Source organism: Malaciobacter marinus (genome assembly GCF_003544855.1).
GTDB lineage: Bacteria > Campylobacterota > Campylobacteria > Campylobacterales > Arcobacteraceae > Malaciobacter > Malaciobacter marinus.
The window spans coordinates 1,160,556-1,179,620 of sequence record NZ_CP032101.1 but is presented as its reverse complement, the minus strand read 5'-3'; the positions used below and the strand labels follow the sequence as shown (position 1 = coordinate 1,179,620).

Genomic DNA, 19,065 nt, shown 5'->3' with positions numbered 1-19,065 from the left:
GTTCCTTATATTAAATTATTCAAATCCAAACCACTCGTCCCATCACCCTTAGGCTCAACCTTTATCTGCAATGGAATTCGCTCTTTTAGTGCTTCCACATGGGAAATCACACCTACCATTTTTCCTGAGCTTTGTAATTGATTTAGTGCATTTAGTGCTAGTTCTAGGCTATCGCTATCTAGTGTTCCAAACCCTTCATCTAGGAAAAGTGAGTCTATACTTATCTTTTGGCTTGCTAGACTTGAAAGTCCTAAAGCTAAAGATAGACTTACTATGAAGCTTTCTCCCCCTGAGAGTGTATTTACACCTCGGACTGCGTCTCCTTGGAAGCCGTCAATTATCTCTATATCTAAGAGTTTGTTTGATTCTGTATTTCTTTGAAGTTCATATCTTGGGCTTAAGATTTCTAGGTGTTTGTTTGCTAGGTAGATTAGTTGGTCTAGGGTGATACCTTGGGCAAATTTGGCGAACTTGTCCCCTTGGCTTGAGCCTATCATATCGTTTAGTTTTACCCATACTTGGAAGGCTTGTTTTTTCTTTTCAAGTTGTTTTATTTTGTCTTCTGATTTTTTTATATTTTGGGTATTTATCTCTAACTCTTTTGAGATGCTTCCTATGGTTTCTTGTAGTTGGTCTATTGTGCTTTGTAGTTTTTGTAACTCTTTGTTTGTATCATCTTTGTTTTGATTTGTTGGGTTTATCTCTTTTTCTAAGAGTTTGTGTTCCTTTAGTTTTTTGTTTGTGTCTGTTTTTAGAGTTTGTATTTGTGTATATTTCTCTTCTATGGTTTTGCATAGGTTTGTTAGGGTTTCAAACTCTTCTTTTGCTAAGTTTGCTTTTTCAAACTCCTCTTGTGAGTTGAAGCCATACTCTACTAAAGCTTTCTCAAACTTCTCTTTTATGTGTACTAGGTTTTGTTTATCATCTTCTTGTTTTTTGTTTAATTGGATTATCTGTTTTGATAGGGATTCATCTTTTGATTTTAGGCTTGAAAGATGGTTTTGCAAACTGTTAAAGTGTTTTGAAACAGTGTCTAAACTCTCTTGGATATTTTTTTCAAAAAGGTCTAAATCTTCTATATCTAAGATACTTTTGCTTTGGGTTTGAAGCTTTGTTATCTCTTCTTTTAGTTTTGATTGTTCCTCTTTTAACTCTTTTATAGTGTTTATGCTTGTGTTTATCTGCTGTTGTTTTTGTAGCTCTTTGTTTACAGATGTTTGTAGAGACTCTTTTTTTGCTTGTAAAGACTCTTTTTGCTCTCTTAAAGTTACATACTCTTTTAACTCATTTTCGCAAAATTGCATTTGCTCTTGTAGTGTGGCTTTTGAGTCTTCTTGTAGTTTGAAATCGTTTGTTTTGAAGTACTCTTCTATTTGCTCTTTTGTAGTTTGTTGTTTTTGTATTTCTAGGTTTGAGCTTTCAAGTTTTGAGCTAAGTTTTGCTAGGTTTATTTGAGCCTTGTTTAGTTCGCTGTTTTGCTCTTGTAGATAGCTTTCTTGCTCTTTTATTTTAGCTAGTGTTTGACTTATCTCTGTATCTATATTTAAAGAGTGGTTTATATATGGATGCTCTTTTGAACCACATAAAAAGCACTCTTGCCCATCTTTTAGTTTGGCTCTATCTTGCTCGTAGTTTTTGATAAGAAGCTCTTTTTCTCTTGTTTGTTTTAGTGAGTTTAGAGTTTCGTTTATTTGGTTTATTAGTTTTGTTTTCTCTTGGTTTAGTTTTGTTTGTGTTTCAATCTCAGTGTTGTATTCTTTTATCTTGTTTTGCTCTTGTGTGATTTGCTCTTGTAGTGTTTCATAATCACTTAGGGCTTTTAGAAGTGTTTCTATCTCTTTTAGTTTGACTCTTGTGTTTTGCTCTTTTTGGTTTATATCTTTTGTTTGGGTTTCTATTGCTTTGTATTGTTCTATTAGAGTATCTAACTGCTCTTTTTTTGTGTCTAGATTTGATGAGAAGTTTTTGTATAGATTGTCTATTTGTGTTTCGTCACTTAGAAGTGTTTCAAAAGCTATCTCAAAATGATTTGCTAACTCTTGTAGGTGTTGTGAGATTTTTTGACATATTTGCTTATAAAGTTGGTTTTTACCATCACTTTGTGTTTTTATAGTTCTTAACTCTTTTAGTTTTTTATAGTTTTCATTGTATGTTATTTGCTCTTTTTCAAGGCTTTGTTTTGAGAGTTTAAACTCTTGCTCTTTTGTTTGGATTTGTTCTTTTAACTCTTTATCCTCTTTTTGCAAAGACTCTAGGGTTTGTTTATCATTTGAGATTGTGTTTGTTAGTTGGTTTTTCTCTTGGTTCAAAGCTTGTATTCTTATGGCTTTGTTTGCTAGTTCTAGCTTTGTAAACTGCTCTTTGTTGTCTTCTTTTTCTTTGCTTATTTGTTCAAACTCTTGGTTGTATTTTTGGCTATCTGCTTCTAGTTTATCAAGAGTTTCTAGATAGTTTGATAGTTTTTTTAGTTCGGTTTCATTTTTATCTAGTTCTTGTTTTTCTTTTTTATTTGTTTCTAGTTGTTTTGTTTTTTCTTCTACTATGTTTGGCTCTAGTAGTTCTATACTTCCTAGTGCTATTTCATCAGCTTCTATCTCTTTTTTCTTTGACGAGTATGTTTCATAGATACTTTGTGAGATTTGTTTGTAGATATATGTTCCAGTAATCTTTTCTAGTAGATTAGAACGCTCATTTTCTTTGGCTTTTAAAAAGGCATCAAAACTTCCTTGGGCTAACATCATAGATTGAACAAATCTATCAAAATCAAGCCCTGATATCTCTTCTACTACTTTTGGTACTTTTGAAAGGTATGATTCTAGTATTTTGTTTGTTTCTAGTTCTACTATCTCCATCTTTGCAGATTGGAAGTTCCCATTTGGGTTTTTTCTTGCTCTTTTTTGAGCCCAAGAACTTCTATAGACTTTGCCTTTGATTTCAAATTCCACTTCACATAAACACTCACCTGTGTGTCTACTCATCAAGTCATTTGGGTTTGTTAATCTGGCTGTTCTTCCATATAAAGCACAAGTGATTACATCAAGAATTGTACTTTTCCCTGCTCCTGTTGGTCCTGTTATGGCAAAAAGAGATTCATCTTTTAGAAACTCTTGAAAATCTATTTCAAACTCACCTTTTAGGGAGTTTATATTTTGTAGTCTTACTTTTAGTATCTTCATTAGATTTGCTCACTTTCATGAAGATTTGAAACTACTTCATTAAAAGTTTGAGATAACTGCTCTTTAAACTCTTTGTTTTCTATCTCTTCTAGTTCTAATCTTTTTTCAAAAACCTCTTGAACACTTAGTTCATCTAGGCTTATAGCTTTTAACTCTTTTGCTCTTAACTGCTTTTCGCTTTTTTCTATTTTCACTGCTAGGATTGTTAGTTCTAGTTTTGTGGCTAGTTCTCTTATCTCAGTATTTGCAAACATTGGGTTGTCATCTTTTATATGAACTTCTATCCAAGTAGATTTATCTTCGATAGCTTTTAACTCTTTTTTTATAGTTTCCAAATCACCTTTGATAACTTGAAGCTTTCTTTTTAAAGGGATTTCTAATTCTTCTACTTTTACATCTTCTTCTATAGTTACTATATTTACTTTTTGCGTGTTTTTAGACTCTGAAAAACTTAGAGGTATTGGAGAACCTGAGTATCTTACATGTTCGTTTCCTACTGTTTGATTGATATGTAAGTGTCCCAAAGCCACATAGTCAAACATACTAGCTAAATAATCCCCACCAATATCAAGTGTTCCACCTATGTAAATATCTCTTTCGCTTTCACTTGTACGACCGCCTACAGTTGTCAAGTGTCCCGTAGCTATGATTGGAGAGTTTTTGCTTATCTCTTTTGCTTTTTTGTAGGCTTTTTCATAATAAGCTTTGATACCATTGTTTGCAAGTTTTTCTTTGTCGCTTACAGTTTCCCCACCAAGTGATTGTCTGATAACACTATCTCTTAAAAATGGTACGGCACAAACTATCGATTTAGTAGTATCGCCCTCTTTTATAGGTATGATTATATTTTCATCTTCATCACCATTTACTACTACATGCACATTTAGTGCTTCAAGTAGTTGCTTTGGTGCTTTCAAAGTGGAAACAGAGTCATGATTTCCAGCTGTTATAATTGTAGTATTTAAACTATTTATGCTTGATAATTGTTTTAAAAAGTTATAGTAAAGTTCAAGTGCATAGTTTGGTGGTGTTCCTGTATCAAATATATCTCCCGATACAAGTAATACATCTATATTATTTTCTTTTATTGTATTTAAAAGCCAAGATAGAAAAGCTTCATGCTCTTCAATTCTGCTTTTGCCCATAAAATTTTGACCTAAGTGCCAATCTGATGTGTGTAAAAATCTCAACTTTTTCATTATTAAATTATAATTAAACTTTGTTTTATTTTATATCAAATTATAAATTTTTATTATTTATTTATAATTTCTGTAACTTTTTGAATTATATCTTTACAACTTCTATTTTTAATTTAGTAAGATTATAAAGTATAATTTATCAAAATATTTATAACCTTAATAAGATTAGTATGATTTAACAAGAGTGAAAGTTTATGATTTTCATTATAAAAACAATTTAATTAGACTTAAATAAACTCTATTTAGCAGACAATATTTTATTATTAATAGTATAAGTATTTTGAATTATTTATTATTTATTTAACTCATCATATTTTATGACACAATAATTACATATTTAAAAATATGTTAAGACTTTATTTATATAATACAATTTTAATAAAAAATATGATTATTTAATTAAGGAATATGTTGAAAAAGTATTTTAATATACAACAAATATTTATTATAAATGTATTGATAATAAAAAAGCAAATCATAGAGGTAATTAATTGTGCTTAATATAAAATATTATATATTATTATTCTTTGTAACAATTATTTGGGGAACTTCTTTTTTCTTTATCAAAGAAAGTTTAAATAGTTTAAATTCCTTTGAGTTTCTATTTCTAAGATTTTTAGCAGCAGTTATTGTAATAACACCTTTCTTTGTAATAAATATTAAAAAAGTAAGAACATATGATATCCTTTCTGGTGCGATTATTGGGGTTTTGTTATCTTTAGTACTATTAGTAACTAATTTATCACTTGAATACTTATCATCTGCTAAAGTTGCAATTTATACAGGAATGAGTGTAATAATAATTGCAATAATAGATACTTTTATATTAAACAAATGGAATAAAATAATTTTAATATCAGTTTTCTGTTCTTTTATTGGATTGACTTTTATACTTGATTTATCTAGTTTTTCTTTAGAAAGAGGAGATATTTTAGGATTATTTTTATCTATAATCATTGCTTTACACTTTATTGCAACAGAAAAAACAACTCAAAAAGGCAATTCGTTTCTTATTGGTCTTGTTCAAATATATTTTGCTTTGATTGTATCAATAATAACTTTATATCTATTTTCTTCAGGATTAAAAAATATATCTTTCAATCACCTCTTAAATAATGAAAAAATACTTTTTTCTATATTATATACAGGAGGCTTAGGAACAGCTCTAGCTTTTGTAATTCAAACAGTTTGTATAAAAAAAGTTACTTCAATAAGAGCAGCTATTATATTCAATTTTGAACCAGTTGTAGGAGTACTATTCCCATTATACATGTCTTATTACTTAAATATAGGAAAGGAATTTTTTACTTTAAATCAATCTATAGGATTTATACTAATTATTTTCTCTATGTTTTTAATAGTCTTTGAAAATAAAAAAAGAATAGAGTATTCTTTAAAAAAATTTCAAAACAAATAAAAAACTTAAAATACAACTAATATGAATAAATATAAGAAAAAAAAGGGTATAGTACAAACCTATTAATGCAAATACATGATTTTTAGAAAATAAAATTTAAATTATAAAAGTCAAAAATAAATGTGCATATACAATTACAATAAAGTGAAAGGATTAAAGATATGCAGGTTTTTCATAATCCAGGTCTTGATAGTATTATAGATAACTGGGAAATTAGTTTAACTTTTTTTGTTGCAATTATTTTAATATTTTTTATATCTAGAAATAAAGATAAAAAATAAAATAATTATATATTCAACTAGGAAAAATTGTGTAATGCTTAGCTAGTTTTAAGACAAACAAAAAAAAAGTAACTAAAAAATATGCTAAAGTTAGACAAAATGTAACAGTAAGAGTCTTAAAAAAAGCATTTGAATATTATTATAATTATTGATATAGACACACAGTGTGTGTTATAATAATCAAAAAGTATTTAACATGATTGCTACATCAAATAAAAAAAGAACTAATGTTTATCTTGATGCAGATACAAAAACAAAGGCTCAAGAAATATTTAAACAATATGGATTAGGGTTAAGTGATGCTTTTAATATCTTTTTAACTCAATCAGTACTAGAAAAAGGAATTCCTTTTGAAATAAAAATATGTCTAAAGTTGATTTAAGTGATTTTAAAAAGGATTTAGGTGCTTGAAATAGAAGTACACAAAACATTTACAAAAGATTTAAAAAAAGCTCAACTAAATCCAACAAATAGTGCAAAATTATTTACATATATTTCACTACTTCAAAATAATAAAGATTTACCTACTCAAGCAAGAGATCATTTTTAACTGGTGAATATAAAGATACTAAAGAATTTCATATAAGTGGGACACACTCTCAACTTTTTAGATAAAGAAATTCTTAAAAAACCTAATAGTAATTAAACTTCCATACTTTTCTCTTATTTAATTCTTTGATTCAGTTAAAACTTGACTTTAATATCCAGTCATTGACAATTAATGAATATTTTACTATAATTTTACTATATCATTTCTATCACAAAGTACACATATAGTGTATTTGATGACAGAAATGTCTTCTATTAGTGAAGAGGGGTTACGATAGTCTGCGTTAGTTTACCCGTGGAGGTTTAAAGATATATCGTCTCTCTTCCAATTTAATTAATACTGTAAAAAGAAACAACTAATTCATTCTCTTTTTCTGATTTCAATATAATATTATGTTCTTTATCTCTATTTTTATAATTGATTACAATATTATCAGGATTTGTTACACCTACACTATTTAGTTTTAAGCCTCTTTGTATTATTAAATCCATATTTAGAATATCACTTAATGTGATTTTTCCAGGACATTCATTACAATAGTGTTTTTCTAATATATGTTGAAAACCTGCTCCACTATGTCCTTTTCTTAATATTATTTTCATATCTTTTATATAAAAAGTTGCATTTTTAGTGACATTATTAATAAAATCAATCATTATTTGTTGATTAGGCGTGAACTTTTTCTTTTTCTTTTTTCTTTTAGTTACTTCTATAGAAAGTTCCCTCTTTAATTTTGCTAATCTTTGTTGATACAATTGACTCACTAAATGCCTTTAATTTTAATAACATTAAATTTTATCATATATTATATAAATTCTCAATGGACTCTATACCACTATCAGAAGCTGATTTTGCATATCTAAAGTCATTTTATTATCTTTCCCTATTATCTCATATATGTTCTAATCGTCTTTAAAAGATTTAAAGTAAAAAATACTCAAACAATTATAAAAATTACTGCAATAAAATTAACTGTAAATGTACTTTTTATATGTACTAATGTAATTGTAACTTTGTATATGTAGCAAAATATATAATTTAGATACCGTAAAATAGAATATATAAAGATGTAGGGGTAATTATATAATTACTGGGGAATAACTCTATATTTTACTAAAGGGTAACTATATAATTACTAGGGAGTAATTGTAAAATATATTAAAGGGTAATTGTGTACTTACTAGGTAATTTTAAAATTTTAAATATAAATTCATTAAAAAAAGTATCACCCGAAGTATCACCTAGTGAACTTTTTTATTCATTAAAAGTTCTACAAAGCCCATAAAACAGTTGGCGACCCCAGCAAGATTTGAACTTGCGTCATCAGGAGGAAATCCTGAGGTCCTTGGCCACTAGACGACAGGGTCATTGAGATTGAATTATATTTTAGATTTAATTTTACTTTGCTTAAATATTAAATTATTTTTAAAATCTTTTACTAGTTTTATCTAATTTTTCTAACTTTACTCTTTTTTAGTAAATAAATAGATGAAGATGTAGTTTCACTAAAGCCTTCTTTTGTTTCAACTACTATATCTGCACTATTAATAGCGAACTCTTTATCAAAATTTTTTGTAGTGATATTTGCTGAAGTTGAGTATATATTTTTAAACTTTTTTACAAAATCATAAAACTTATCATCTTTTGGTATAACTCTAAATGAGTGTGTATTTGGATAAATAAATGTAGTTTTTTTTGCTTTTCTTATTAGTTTTTTATGTTTTTTTGGAATTCTTGTAAATTGTTTTAACGTAGTGAAACTATCTACTACTTGAAGTATTTTTTGTGTTGAGGGTCGTTTTTTTAAAGTTGAAAGCTTCTCATCATCTGTTGATGAGAAGCCAACTGTTGTATCTGTTTGTACTAAATATACTAGTTTTGAATTCATTAGTCGTTTAAGAAGTCTTGTATAGACTTAACTGAAACTCCATCTTTTTGTTTTAGTGACTTCATTGCTTCTACACAAGCTAGTGCAGCTGCTGCTGTTGTAGCATAAGGAGTGTTTGTTTTTAAAACTGTTCTTCTTATATTTTTTCCATCTTCTTTTGAAGACTCTTTTCCATCACTTGTATTTAATGCAAGTACAATTTCACCATTTGTAATAGAATCATTAATATTAGGTCTTCCCTCACTAATTTTTAAAACTTTCTCACATTCAATTCCAGCATCAGTAATAATCTTGTGCGTTCCACCTGTTGCTATAATTGTAAAGCCTTCATTTACAAGTCCTTGTGCAATTCTTGGAGCATACTCTTTATCTAAATCACATAATGAAATAAACACTTTTCCACTTGTTGGTAAGTCATTTTTTGCTGCACTTTGTGCTTTTGCATAAGATTCACCAAAGTTATCTGAGATACCCATTACTTCACCTGTTGATTTCATCTCAGGAGTTAAAAGCATATCAGAACCACTAAGTTTTGTAAAAGGGAAAACTGCTTCTTTTACTGCAATATGGTCTTTTAATATTGGTTTTAATACACCATTGTCTTCATAAACTATATTTTTATCATATACATCAAGAGCTTGTCTTAGGTTTTCTCCCCACATAACTCTAGTTGCGACTTTTGCCAATGGCATACCTGTTGCTTTACTTACAAAAGGAACAGTTCTAGATGCTCTTGGATTTACTTCAATTAGATATATTTGTCCTTTATGAATTGCATATTGAACATTCATAAGACCAACAACTCCAAGTTCTAAAGCCATTTTTTTAGTTTTATCTTCAAGTTCTTTTATAAGTTCATCACTAATTGATACAGGTGGTAATGAACAAGCAGAATCACCAGAGTGAACACCTGCTTCTTCGATATGTTGCATAACTCCACCAATATATACTTCTTTTCCATCGCAAATACAATCTACATCTAACTCAATCGCTCTATCTAAAAACTTATCAATTAATACAGGTGCATCATTTGATACTGAAACTGCTTCATCCATATATTGTTTTAATTCATCAGTTGAATAAACAATTTTCATTCCTCTTCCACCAAGTACAAATGATGGTCTAACAAGTACTGGATAACCTATCTTTTCTGCTATTTCAATTGCTTGTTCAACTTCAACTGCTGTTCCATTTTCTGGTTGTAATAGTTCTGCTTTTTCTACAAATGTAGAAAACTTTTTTCTATCTTCTGCTAAGTCAATAACTTCAGCAGTTGTACCTATGATATTTGCTCCTGCTTTTGTTAATGCATTTGCTAATTTTAAAGGTGTTTGTCCACCAAAGTGTACTATTACACCATCTGGTTTTTCATTTTCTATTACACTTCTTACATGTTCAAAATCTATTGGCTCAAAATATAAAATATCAGATGTATCATAATCTGTTGATACTGTTTCAGGATTACAATTGTACATAATTGTTTTAATTCCCATTTCATTTAATGCAAATGAAGCATGCACACAACAATAATCAAACTCTATACCTTGCCCTATTCTATTAGGACCTCCACCAATAATTAAAACTTTCTTTTCATCACTTATTGGTTTTTCAATTTTTGGTAGGCTATGTACATTTGTTGAAGAGTAAAGATAAGGTGTAAGTGCTTTAAACTCAGCAGCACAAGTATCAACTTCACTATATTCAAAGTGAATATCCATAGCTCTTCTTGCTTCATAAACTTCTTCTTCTGATTTTTCTAAAAGATTAGCAATCATAGCATCTGAGAATCCATTTGCTTTAACATTTCTCATTGCTAATTCATCTGTTAAGATTGTTTCATTGATTGATTTTTCAATATTTACAATTTGTCTGAATTTACCTAAATACCATGGGTCAATTGCACAAAGTTCAAAAATCTCTTCATTTGAAAGACCGTGTCTCATACCATCCATTAGATATCTTAATCTTTCAGAGTTTGGTCTTCTTATTTCTGCTTTGATTTTTTCTAAATCATCACAAATTGGATCAAAACCTACTAATCCAGTCTCCATAGAGCAAAGTGCTTTTTGAATTGACTCATTAAATGTTCTACCAATAGCCATAACTTCACCAACTGATTTCATTCCTGTTGATAGTGTAGAGTCTGCTTTAGGGAATTTTTCAAAAGTAAATCGTGGAATTTTTGTAACTATATAATCAATTACTGGCTCAAAAGATGCTGTTGTTCCTGTAATGTCATTTTGAATTTCATCAAGTGTAAAACCAACTGCAAGTAAAGTTGCAACTTTAGCAATAGGATACCCAGTAGCTTTTGAAGCAAGTGCTGAACTTCTTGAAACTCTTGGATTCATTTCAATTACAATCATTCTACCAGTTTCTGGATTGATAGCAAATTGTACATTTGAACCACCTGTATCAACTCCAATTTCTCTAAGAATTGCAAAAGATGCATTTCTCATATCTTGATACTCTTTGTCTGTTAAAGTAAGTGCTGGTGCAATTGTAGTAGAATCACCCGTATGAACTCCCATAGGGTCTAAGTTTTCAATAGAACATACAATAATGCAGTTATCTTTTCTATCTCTGATAACTTCCATTTCATACTCTTTCCAACCAAGCATTGATTCCATAATCTCAATTTCATTGATTGGACTTGCTTCAATTCCTGTTGCTGCAAGAGCTTTAAACTCTTCCATATTATAAGCAACACCAGAACCTCCACCAGCAAGTGTAAATGAAGCTCTACTAATTACAGGAAACCCTATCTCTTTTGCAATTTCAATGGCTTCTTCAAGATTATATGCATTTTTACTTTTTGGTAAATCCATTCCAATTTTAATCATTGCTTCATTAAAAAGATGTCTATCTTCACCTTTTTTAATAGCTTCTGGATTTGCACCTAAGAATTTTATTCCTTCTAGCATACCTTTATCATACATAGAAGTAGCAACATTTAGAGCAGTTTGTCCACCCATCGTTGGTAAAATTGCATCAATATTCTCTTGCTTGATAATCTTTGCAACAACCTCTTCTGTAATAGGCTCAATATATGTTCTATCTGCAAACTCAGGATCAGTCATAATTGTGGCTGGGTTTGAGTTAATAAGTACAACTCTATAACCTAACTCTTTTAATGTTTTTGTAGCTTGTGTTCCTGAGTAGTCAAACTCGCAAGCTTGACCAATAATAATTGGACCTGAACCGATAAGTAAAATAGTCTTAATATCTTCTCTTTTTGGCATAATAAATAGTTCCCCATTAGTGTAGTTAAAATTTGGGAAGTATATCTAAATAGTGCTTAGAAACTGGTTATGTAAGATTTTTATATACAAAGTTAACTTAGGGTTTAACCTAAATTAACTTTTTGGAAGGTTGAATTTTTTAGTGTTTAAAACACCCTCTTCATCAAAAGATAAATAGTATAAAATATCTTTTTTAACAGGAAGCCCTGTTAGATATCTAATAGCTAAATTTGCTTGAAGTGAAGCAATATGCATTACAATAGGACAAGCAATACCATTTGGTTTTCTGTCATTTATTTGAAATACTGCTTCATAAGATGCTTCTTTGAAAAAACAAACTTGACCATGAAACTCTTCAACTGTTCCATAAATCCATGGTTGTTTATGATTTATACAATACTCATTTATAGCAGCTCTTGTTGGTAAGTTATCAGTTGCATCAATGATTAAATCAAACTCTAATTCTCTTTTTGCAAACTCATCAAAACCCTCAACATAAGCAGTTGCTTTAGTATAAGGACATCTTGATTCTAAAAGTTCTTTTAGAACTTCAGCTTTATACTTTCCATCATCCCCTACTTTAAACCCAATTTGTCTATGTATATTATGAACACCAACCTCATCAAAATCAACAAGCGCAAACTCACCAATACCAGAAGCACCAAGTGCAATACCTAAAGAACATCCAAGTCCACCACTACCAATAATAGCTACTTTTTTATCTTGTAAACTATCTTGTGTTTGTTCACCCCAAAGTTTTATTTGTCTGTTAAAAAACTCATGAATCTCACTCATGTTATAATCCTTATTAAATAAGTCAAGTTTATTTTTATTATTTGTTTATAATAATAACACATTAAAATTAAATTTTTATGATATAAATCAATAAAAAACTTGACTATTATACTCTGGTTTTGGTTGGATTCCTAATTGAGCATCATAAGCGTTGTTTATTATATCATCATGTAAATACTATCATCATATAAATACTTCTGAAAGCCTATAAAGGTATCTCTTATCTCTGGAATTTCACCTAAAACTTGTTTTGCATCGTCTATTGCATGGTATTTTGTTACAAGTAATGTAGCTAGGCGTTTGTCGTCTAACTCTTTTACTCCGTGGTCTACATACTGTTTAAGTACAAAGTCTAAAAAATCTTGTTTTGCATTATCATAGTGGGTTATTTTTATCTTTGCTTTTGTGGCTCTATCTAGTCTTGGTACTAATGTTTTATGATAAGCTATATAAGCTAGTACATCGTAAAGGTCACTATCTTCTCCATGAACTATAGATTTTAAATCTTCAAGTTGCTCTAAAGAGTAGCCAGCTTCACTAAGTTCTTCTAAAAGTCTTTTTCTAGTATCAGGTATACTCCAAATTCGTCTTAGTTCATCTTCACTTTCAAAGAAGTTTGGCATTTCATCAAAAAGTTTTTTTACAAACTCTCCTGCTGATATTGGCTTTCCCTCAGGGGAGTAAAACATGGTTTTTACCATAGAGTCTAAACTTCTAAAGTTTCCATCTGATAGTTTTATTTTTATCATCTTGTTTAGTGGCTTTTCACATACACAAGGGGTATTGCCACACTCTTCACAAGATTCATCTTCTACTTCGCTAGGAGAGCAAACACAAGGCAACTCTCCACATATTTCACATGGCTCTTTTGGTGGTTTGGGAGTAGGTATTTCTGGCTCTATTGGTTCACCATCCCAAGCTTCATCGTGAAAGTGTTTGTAAGCGTCATAAAAATCAAATATAGTAAAGTAGTCTTTTCCATCAAATAGCCGTGTTCCTCGCCCAATAATTTGTTTAAATTCCACCATAGATTTAACTGTACGTAAAAGTACTATATTTTTTATCTCAGGAGCATCTACACCAGTGCTTAGTTTTCTTGAGGTTGTGAGTATTGTAGGGTATCTTTTTTCATTATCTTGAAAATCTCTTAAAAACTTCTCTCCTCTAGCTCCATCATCAGCTCCCACCCTATGACAATAATCAAGATGTTTTACTTTTACACTTTGATTTATAAGGTTACGTATGGCTAAAGCGTGAGCTTGGGTCTCACAAAATACTAAAGTCTTTTGAGATTGGTTTATCATATCCATAAAAAGATTTACACGATACTTTTCTATATCCATTATCTCTATAATTTTATTTTGTTCCTCTTTTGTGTACTCTTTGCCCTCTTCTATCTCACCCTCTATGATTTCATCTTCATTTGTATAGATATAAGTATCTCCAGTAGTTGAGATATCTTTTACTTTAAAAGGGGTTAGGTATCCGTCGTTTATCCCCTCTTTTAATGAGTATTCATATACTGGTTTTCCAAAATAGTTATAGGTATCACCATTTACATCTCTTTTTGGAGTGGCTGTAAGTCCTAGCTGGAAAGCTGGAGAAAAATACTCTAATATTGCTCTCCATTCACTCTCATCATTTGCTCCACCTCTATGGCACTCATCTATAATAATAAAATCGAAATAGTCTTTTGGATACTCTCCAAAGTTTGGTGTGCCATTTAGCCCTGTCATAAAGGTTTGAAAGATAGTAAAAAATATAGAGCCATTTTTAGGAACTCTTTGTTTTTTTCTTATCTCTTGTGGGTCTATTCGCACCAAAGCATCTTCTTCAAAAGCTCCAAAAGAGTTAAAAGCTTGGTCAGCTAGTATATTTCTATCTGCTAAAAACAAAATTCTTGGTGTTCTTTTAAAATCTTTTTGAAGATTCCACCGTGAATGAAAAAGTTTCCAAACTATTTGAAAAGCTATAGCAGTTTTTCCTGTACCTGTTGCAAGGGTTAAAAGTATTCTTTGCTTTTCATTTGAGACAGCTTCAAGGGTTTTATTCACTGCATTTGTTTGGTAGTACCTTAATTGCCATTTTCCACTACTGGTTTCAAAAGGTATCGCAAATAATCTATCTAAAACAGTGTCTTCTTTAGGATAGGTCATTTGCCATAACTCTTCAGGTGTGGGGAAAGTTTTTACATCGCCCTCTTTTACCTCTTGTATATCTATACCATAAATTTGTAAACCATTTGTAGAGTAGGCATATCTTATCTGTAATCTGTCTGCATACTCTTTTGCTTGAGCTACACCATCACTGTAGTGTAAATCTCGTTTTTTTGCTTCTATTACTGCTAAGCGTCTGTTTTTATAAATAAGAACATAGTCTGCACTAAGTGGCTTGGCTCGTCTTCCATTTCCTATAAGTCTTCCCTGAGAAATCGGATACTCAACTTGAATACGGCTATCTTCTACCACACCCCAGCCAGCTTCACGAAGCTTTGGGTCTATGAGTTCCAATCTTGTTTGTGCTTCATTCATATTAACTCTCCACTAAAAGCTTTTTGTAGTATAGACTTTTTTAGCTCTTCTAGATTTTGAAGTTTTTGTTGGTAGTGGGTTTCTAGTTGTTTTGTTTGTTGTTTTAAACTATCTAATTCATCAATTATTTCATTTTGTTTTTTTAAAGATGGATAGTCTACTTTATATTCTTTTATCATTGGAACAGTTAATTGAGGAATTGCACTTCCACTTCTTAATATATCTAAATTATCAATTATGTATTTTAAAAATATTAAACTCATTTTTTCTGTATTTGGAACTAATACTATAAGTCTTACTATTGGAAAGAAACTTTCCATTCTTATTTCAGTATGTCCAGTTCCACTTCCTCTTGCAGAAATTGTAATTGCACTTTCATTTACTCTTGCTTTATTTGTATAACCATATAAACCTTTGTCTTTTACGGCATTTGCAAAAATTGGTATAGTAAACTTATCAGTTTTTTCCTTTGAAAAGTTTTCTTCTGGCTTATCTCCACCAGCAAAAATATCATTACAAACTTCTAAAATAGTACTTTCTTCCCAACCTTCACCTTTTTGTGAAAATATCTCATTTAGTCTACTTTGAAAAAGCTCTTTTGAGTTTTGGATATTTTTTTCAAGATTCTCTTTTGCTTTATCTATAGCTTCAAAAGCTTTATCTAAAATCTCTACAATTTGTTTTTGTTTTGAAAAAGAAACTACTGGGATAGTTAAATTTCCAAATTTTGCTTTAGAAACACCACCAATCAAACCTGTAAGTTGATCTTTAAAATCTTTTTGAAATATATTTGTTTTATACCAATAAAATACATACTTTCCTATTATCTCATGATTTGGTTCAAGTGTAAATAGTTTATTCACAAAACAAACATCTTGATTTAAAATACCTATTTTTCTACCTGCACTTCCACCTTCTGCACATATCAAAACACTATTTTTTGGAGCAACTCTAAAAGTTTTTATATCACTTAAAGGAATAGATACACCATTGTCATAATTAATAAATGAATTATAATCTATGTCTTTTGTAGCAATATATGGAATTCCCTCATTAATATTAGTATATTTTTCTTCTTTAAGTTTCGCATTTATGCTATTCCCACTAAATATTTTTCCTATTTCTTTAAGCTTTTTATACTCTAGGTTCTTACTCATACCATCTCTTTAATAGAAGCTAAAAGCTCATTTGTCTCTTTATCTAAACTTTTCATCTCTTCAAGTATCGTTTTTGGCGTTCTAAGTTCAACCTCATCTACTACATTTGGATTTTTAACTGATAAGTCAAAAGTGGTTTCATCTATATCGTGTATATTCACACTCCAAGAGTTTTGACTATCTTTTTTATCTTTTTGAAGCTCGATAAACTCTTTCATATCTTTATCGTTTAAGGGGTTTGTTTTCCCCATGTTTCACCCAGGGTTTAGTTTATAGTACCAGATATTTTTTGTGCTTTCACCTTTTGTAAAAAACAGCACCACAGTTTTTACCCCAGCCCCTGTAAAAGTACCACTTGGCATATCTAAAATAGTGTGAAGATTACAGCTTTCAAGAAGATACTTACGCAAAGCTACTGAGGCATTGTCTGAGTTACTTAAGATAGTATTTTTTATCACCACAGCGGAACGTCCACCAGCTTTAAGTGACTTGATAAAGTGTTGCATAAACAAAAAGGCAGTTTCACCTGTCTTTATATCGAAGTTTTGTTGCACCTCTTTACGTTCTTTTCCACCAAAAGGTGGGTTTGCTAAGATTACGTGGTATCTATCTTTTTCTTGTATATCTCGAATAGGTTCTGCTAAAGTATTTACATGCTTTATATTTGGTGCTTCGATACCATGAAGTATCATATTCATAATACCTATCACATAGGCTAGGTTTTTCTTCTCTTTTCCAAAAAAAGTTTTCTCTTGTAGGATTTTTAAGTTATCTACATTTTTATTCATATTTGCATACATGTAGTCATAAGCTTCACATAAGAAGCCTGCACTTCCCACCGCTCCATCATAAACTTTTTCACCTATTTGTGGCTCTATCACATTTACCATCGCACGAATAAGTGGTCTTGGCGTATAGTACTGACCTCCATTTCTTCCTGCATTTCCCATGTTTTTGATTTTGGTTTCATATAAGTGGCTTAGTTCGTGTTTGTCTTTGCTAGATTTAAAAGGTAGAGCATCTGCGTACTCTACTATCTCTCGTAAGTTGTATCCGCTTTGGATTTTATTTTTAAGCTCAGAAAATATCTCCCCTATTTTATACTCTATTGTAAGTGGGTTGTCTGTATTTTGTTTAAACTTCGCAAGATATGGGAAAAGCTTTAAGTCCACAAACTCTACTAAATCTTTACCTGTAAGAGCAATGTTATGGTCTAGGTTTCCATCTTTGTCTTTTGGCATAGCCCATGTATTCCAACGATATTCTTCATCTAGTATAAAAGTATACTCTTCACCTGAAAGCTCTTTTATATCTTTTTTATCTTTTTCAAGGTCATCAAGGTAACGCAAAAACATTATCCAAGAGGTTTGTCCTATGTAGTCAAGCTCACTATCTGCACCTGAGTCTTTCCATAAGATATCGTCTATATTTTTAAAAGTTTGTTCAAACATCTATTATTTTTATCCTAAAATTTATTTGTATTTATATCTAAGCTTATTATTTTACTAAAATTTAGTAGTGTACTGGATAAAATAAAAGATATTTAAAGGATAGTTGTTTTGATTACTGATTTAGAGCATAAAAAAAGGGCACCTTTTCAGTACCCCTGCCATCGGCGAGCCCGCCACAAATTATGACCGCCCAAATTCTTTATGAGTGCATTATACATTAAAAAATTGAAAAAATCAAGCATGTTTAAACATGTCTTGTACTTTTTTTAAAATCAAATGTTTCAATGTTTTATTAATATATTTCTTCTCAACCTTTACAATTCTTGATTTATCAATAAATCTTAATTGATCAAGTTTAATAGTACTCTTTTTCACTAGATTTAAACCAAAATCATTTTTTTCTAAAATAATATTTACATCAGAGTAATTATTATCTCTGTCTTTATATTGAGTAACAGGCACAACTGCAACTACTTTATTAACTTTGTTTGTCAATAAGAATGCCATATGATAATACGAGAATTCATGCAAAAGATTTAATCCATGAGGACAATCATCTAAAGAAAAACACTCTTCTTTTAATTCTCTTTCCATCTGCTTTAAAAATATATGTTTAGTCTCTCCAAATTCAACCCAAACTAAGGAACCTATTTCTATATCATACAACTTTATTCTTTTATTAAACATATTCATAAAACACCCTCTTCTTGAAAACTATAAAATCCATCTTTTGTAAATATCACGTGATCAAGTAGTTCTATTCCTAGTATTTTTCCTGATTCTTTTAATCTTTTAGTTACATTTATATCTTCACTGCTTGGCTTTAGTATTCCGCTTGGGTGATTGTGAGCTACTATGATACTTGCACATCTTTTTTCTATTGCATATGAAAAAACTTCTCTTGGATGAACCAAGCTTTGGTTTAGTGTGCCTATTGTTATAACTTTTGTTTCTATTAGATTATTTGCTCCATCAAGATATAGTGTAAAAAAATGTTCTTGTTGTTTGTTTTTGTATGGTTTTAGTTCTTCAAATACATCATTTGAGTTTGTTATTTTTATATTTTGATTTTTTATTAAGTATCTTTTACTTAAGCTTATTGCACTTACTATTTGACATGCTTTTGCTGTTCCTAATCCATGTATTTGAAGTAAGGTTTCTAAGCTTATATTTTCAAAGTCTGATTTAAATAGTTTGATTATCTCTTTTGATAAAGTTATGACATCTTTACCTTTTACTCCACTTCCTAAAAGTATAGCCATAAGTTCATAATCTTTTAGTGCATCAGCACCTAGTTTTTTGAGTTTTTCCCTTGGTTTATCGATATTTTCAAGGTTTTTTATTGTAGTTTTCATAAACTTCTCCAAAATTTACTTGG

The 19,065-nt window shown here is 30.0% G+C and carries 15 protein-coding genes and 1 tRNA gene; 3 read left to right on the top strand and 13 right to left on the bottom strand.

What is annotated here, in order from left to right:
* Positions 1-5: 5 nt before the first annotated feature.
* Both AMRN_RS05875 and AMRN_RS05870 read right to left on the bottom strand, forming a co-directional pair.
* A complete protein-coding gene (locus tag AMRN_RS05875; RefSeq protein ID WP_099310607.1) occupies positions 6-3,176 on the bottom strand; it encodes an AAA family ATPase in 3,171 nt (1,056 codons plus the stop codon).
* Complete coding sequence (locus AMRN_RS05870) at positions 3,176-4,375, bottom strand: exonuclease SbcCD subunit D C-terminal domain-containing protein (RefSeq protein WP_228199135.1); 1,200 nt, start codon at positions 4,373-4,375, stop codon at positions 3,176-3,178. Before AMRN_RS05870 ends, AMRN_RS05875 begins: the two co-directional genes overlap by 1 nt.
* 493 nt (positions 4,376-4,868) lie before the next feature.
* Here AMRN_RS05870 and AMRN_RS05865 point away from each other — a divergent pair, with 493 nt between their 5' ends.
* The 3 genes from AMRN_RS05865 to AMRN_RS05855 all read left to right on the top strand — a co-directional run bounded on the left by AMRN_RS05865 (position 4,869) and on the right by AMRN_RS05855 (position 6,623).
* Positions 4,869-5,792 (top strand): DMT family transporter, encoded by a 924-nt coding sequence (locus AMRN_RS05865; protein ID WP_099310605.1) that lies wholly within the window; start codon positions 4,869-4,871, stop codon positions 5,790-5,792.
* Positions 5,793-6,269: 477 nt separating this feature from the next.
* Positions 6,270-6,455, top strand: a complete 186-nt coding sequence (locus tag AMRN_RS05860) for a type II toxin-antitoxin system RelB/DinJ family antitoxin (RefSeq protein WP_191282171.1) — start codon at positions 6,270-6,272, stop codon at positions 6,453-6,455.
* 21 nt (positions 6,456-6,476) lie between these two features.
* Positions 6,477-6,623 carry a type II toxin-antitoxin system YafQ family toxin gene (locus AMRN_RS05855; protein WP_228150802.1) on the top strand — a complete coding sequence of 49 codons (147 nt, stop codon included), beginning with the start codon at positions 6,477-6,479 and terminating at the stop codon, positions 6,621-6,623.
* Positions 6,624-6,952: 329 nt separating this feature from the next.
* On the opposite strand, the gene AMRN_RS05850 is transcribed toward AMRN_RS05855, so the two are convergent.
* From AMRN_RS05850 to radC, 11 genes are all read right to left on the bottom strand, one after another.
* Complete coding sequence (locus AMRN_RS05850) at positions 6,953-7,387, bottom strand: hypothetical protein (protein WP_079580117.1); 435 nt, start codon at positions 7,385-7,387, stop codon at positions 6,953-6,955.
* Between the two features lie 527 nt (positions 7,388-7,914).
* Positions 7,915-7,990: transfer RNA gene (locus AMRN_RS05845), tRNA-Glu, on the bottom strand.
* A 77-nt stretch (positions 7,991-8,067) separates the two neighbouring features.
* Positions 8,068-8,511: a Sua5 YciO YrdC YwlC family protein gene (locus tag AMRN_RS05840; protein ID WP_099310604.1), complete on the bottom strand. Its 444-nt coding sequence runs from the start codon at positions 8,509-8,511 to the stop codon at positions 8,068-8,070.
* Positions 8,511-11,753: a carbamoyl-phosphate synthase large subunit gene (carB, locus tag AMRN_RS05835; RefSeq protein WP_099310603.1), complete on the bottom strand. Its 3,243-nt coding sequence runs from the start codon at positions 11,751-11,753 to the stop codon at positions 8,511-8,513. The genes AMRN_RS05840 and carB overlap by 1 nt, the downstream gene beginning before the upstream one ends.
* 114 nt (positions 11,754-11,867) lie before the next feature.
* The gene (locus tag AMRN_RS05830) at positions 11,868-12,548 is read right to left on the bottom strand and encodes a HesA/MoeB/ThiF family protein (RefSeq protein ID WP_191282169.1); all 681 of its coding nucleotides are present in this window, start codon (positions 12,546-12,548) and stop codon (positions 11,868-11,870) included.
* A gap of 158 nt (positions 12,549-12,706) precedes the next feature.
* The gene (hsdR, locus tag AMRN_RS05825) at positions 12,707-15,079 is read right to left on the bottom strand and encodes an EcoAI/FtnUII family type I restriction enzme subunit R (RefSeq protein WP_099310602.1); all 2,373 of its coding nucleotides are present in this window, start codon (positions 15,077-15,079) and stop codon (positions 12,707-12,709) included.
* Positions 15,076-16,236: a restriction endonuclease subunit S gene (locus tag AMRN_RS05820; RefSeq protein WP_099310601.1), complete on the bottom strand. Its 1,161-nt coding sequence runs from the start codon at positions 16,234-16,236 to the stop codon at positions 15,076-15,078. Before AMRN_RS05820 ends, hsdR begins: the two co-directional genes overlap by 4 nt.
* Positions 16,233-16,487: a hypothetical protein gene (locus AMRN_RS14265; protein WP_228150801.1), complete on the bottom strand. Its 255-nt coding sequence runs from the start codon at positions 16,485-16,487 to the stop codon at positions 16,233-16,235. Before AMRN_RS14265 ends, AMRN_RS05820 begins: the two co-directional genes overlap by 4 nt.
* 3 nt (positions 16,488-16,490) lie before the next feature.
* Positions 16,491-17,687, bottom strand: coding sequence for a class I SAM-dependent DNA methyltransferase (locus tag AMRN_RS05815; RefSeq protein ID WP_228150800.1), 1,197 nt, complete (start codon positions 17,685-17,687; stop codon positions 16,491-16,493).
* Positions 17,688-17,921: 234 nt separating this feature from the next.
* Positions 17,922-18,380, bottom strand: coding sequence for a type II toxin-antitoxin system PemK/MazF family toxin (locus AMRN_RS05810; RefSeq protein WP_099310600.1), 459 nt, complete (start codon positions 18,378-18,380; stop codon positions 17,922-17,924).
* The gene (gene radC, locus AMRN_RS05805) at positions 18,377-19,042 is read right to left on the bottom strand and encodes a RadC family protein (protein ID WP_099310599.1); all 666 of its coding nucleotides are present in this window, start codon (positions 19,040-19,042) and stop codon (positions 18,377-18,379) included. The genes AMRN_RS05810 and radC overlap by 4 nt, the downstream gene beginning before the upstream one ends.
* Between the last annotated feature and the right edge of the window lie 23 nt (positions 19,043-19,065).

Coding starts and splice junctions, on each gene's coding strand:
- AMRN_RS05875 (WP_099310607.1), bottom strand. CDS start 3,176: ATGAAGATACTAAAAGTAAGACTACAAAATATAAACTCCCTAAAAGGT.
- AMRN_RS05870 (WP_228199135.1), bottom strand. CDS start 4,375: ATGAAAAAGTTGAGATTTTTACACACATCAGATTGGCACTTAGGTCAA.
- AMRN_RS05860 (WP_191282171.1), top strand. CDS start 6,270: ATGATTGCTACATCAAATAAAAAAAGAACTAATGTTTATCTTGATGCA.
- AMRN_RS05840 (WP_099310604.1), bottom strand. CDS start 8,511: ATGAATTCAAAACTAGTATATTTAGTACAAACAGATACAACAGTTGGC.
- carB (WP_099310603.1), bottom strand. CDS start 11,753: ATGCCAAAAAGAGAAGATATTAAGACTATTTTACTTATCGGTTCAGGT.
- AMRN_RS05830 (WP_191282169.1), bottom strand. CDS start 12,548: ATGAGTGAGATTCATGAGTTTTTTAACAGACAAATAAAACTTTGGGGT.
- hsdR (WP_099310602.1), bottom strand. CDS start 15,079: ATGAATGAAGCACAAACAAGATTGGAACTCATAGACCCAAAGCTTCGT.
- AMRN_RS05820 (WP_099310601.1), bottom strand. CDS start 16,236: ATGAGTAAGAACCTAGAGTATAAAAAGCTTAAAGAAATAGGAAAAATA.
- AMRN_RS14265 (WP_228150801.1), bottom strand. CDS start 16,487: ATGGGGAAAACAAACCCCTTAAACGATAAAGATATGAAAGAGTTTATC.
- AMRN_RS05815 (WP_228150800.1), bottom strand. CDS start 17,687: ATGTTTGAACAAACTTTTAAAAATATAGACGATATCTTATGGAAAGAC.
- AMRN_RS05810 (WP_099310600.1), bottom strand. CDS start 18,380: ATGAATATGTTTAATAAAAGAATAAAGTTGTATGATATAGAAATAGGT.
- radC (WP_099310599.1), bottom strand. CDS start 19,042: ATGAAAACTACAATAAAAAACCTTGAAAATATCGATAAACCAAGGGAA.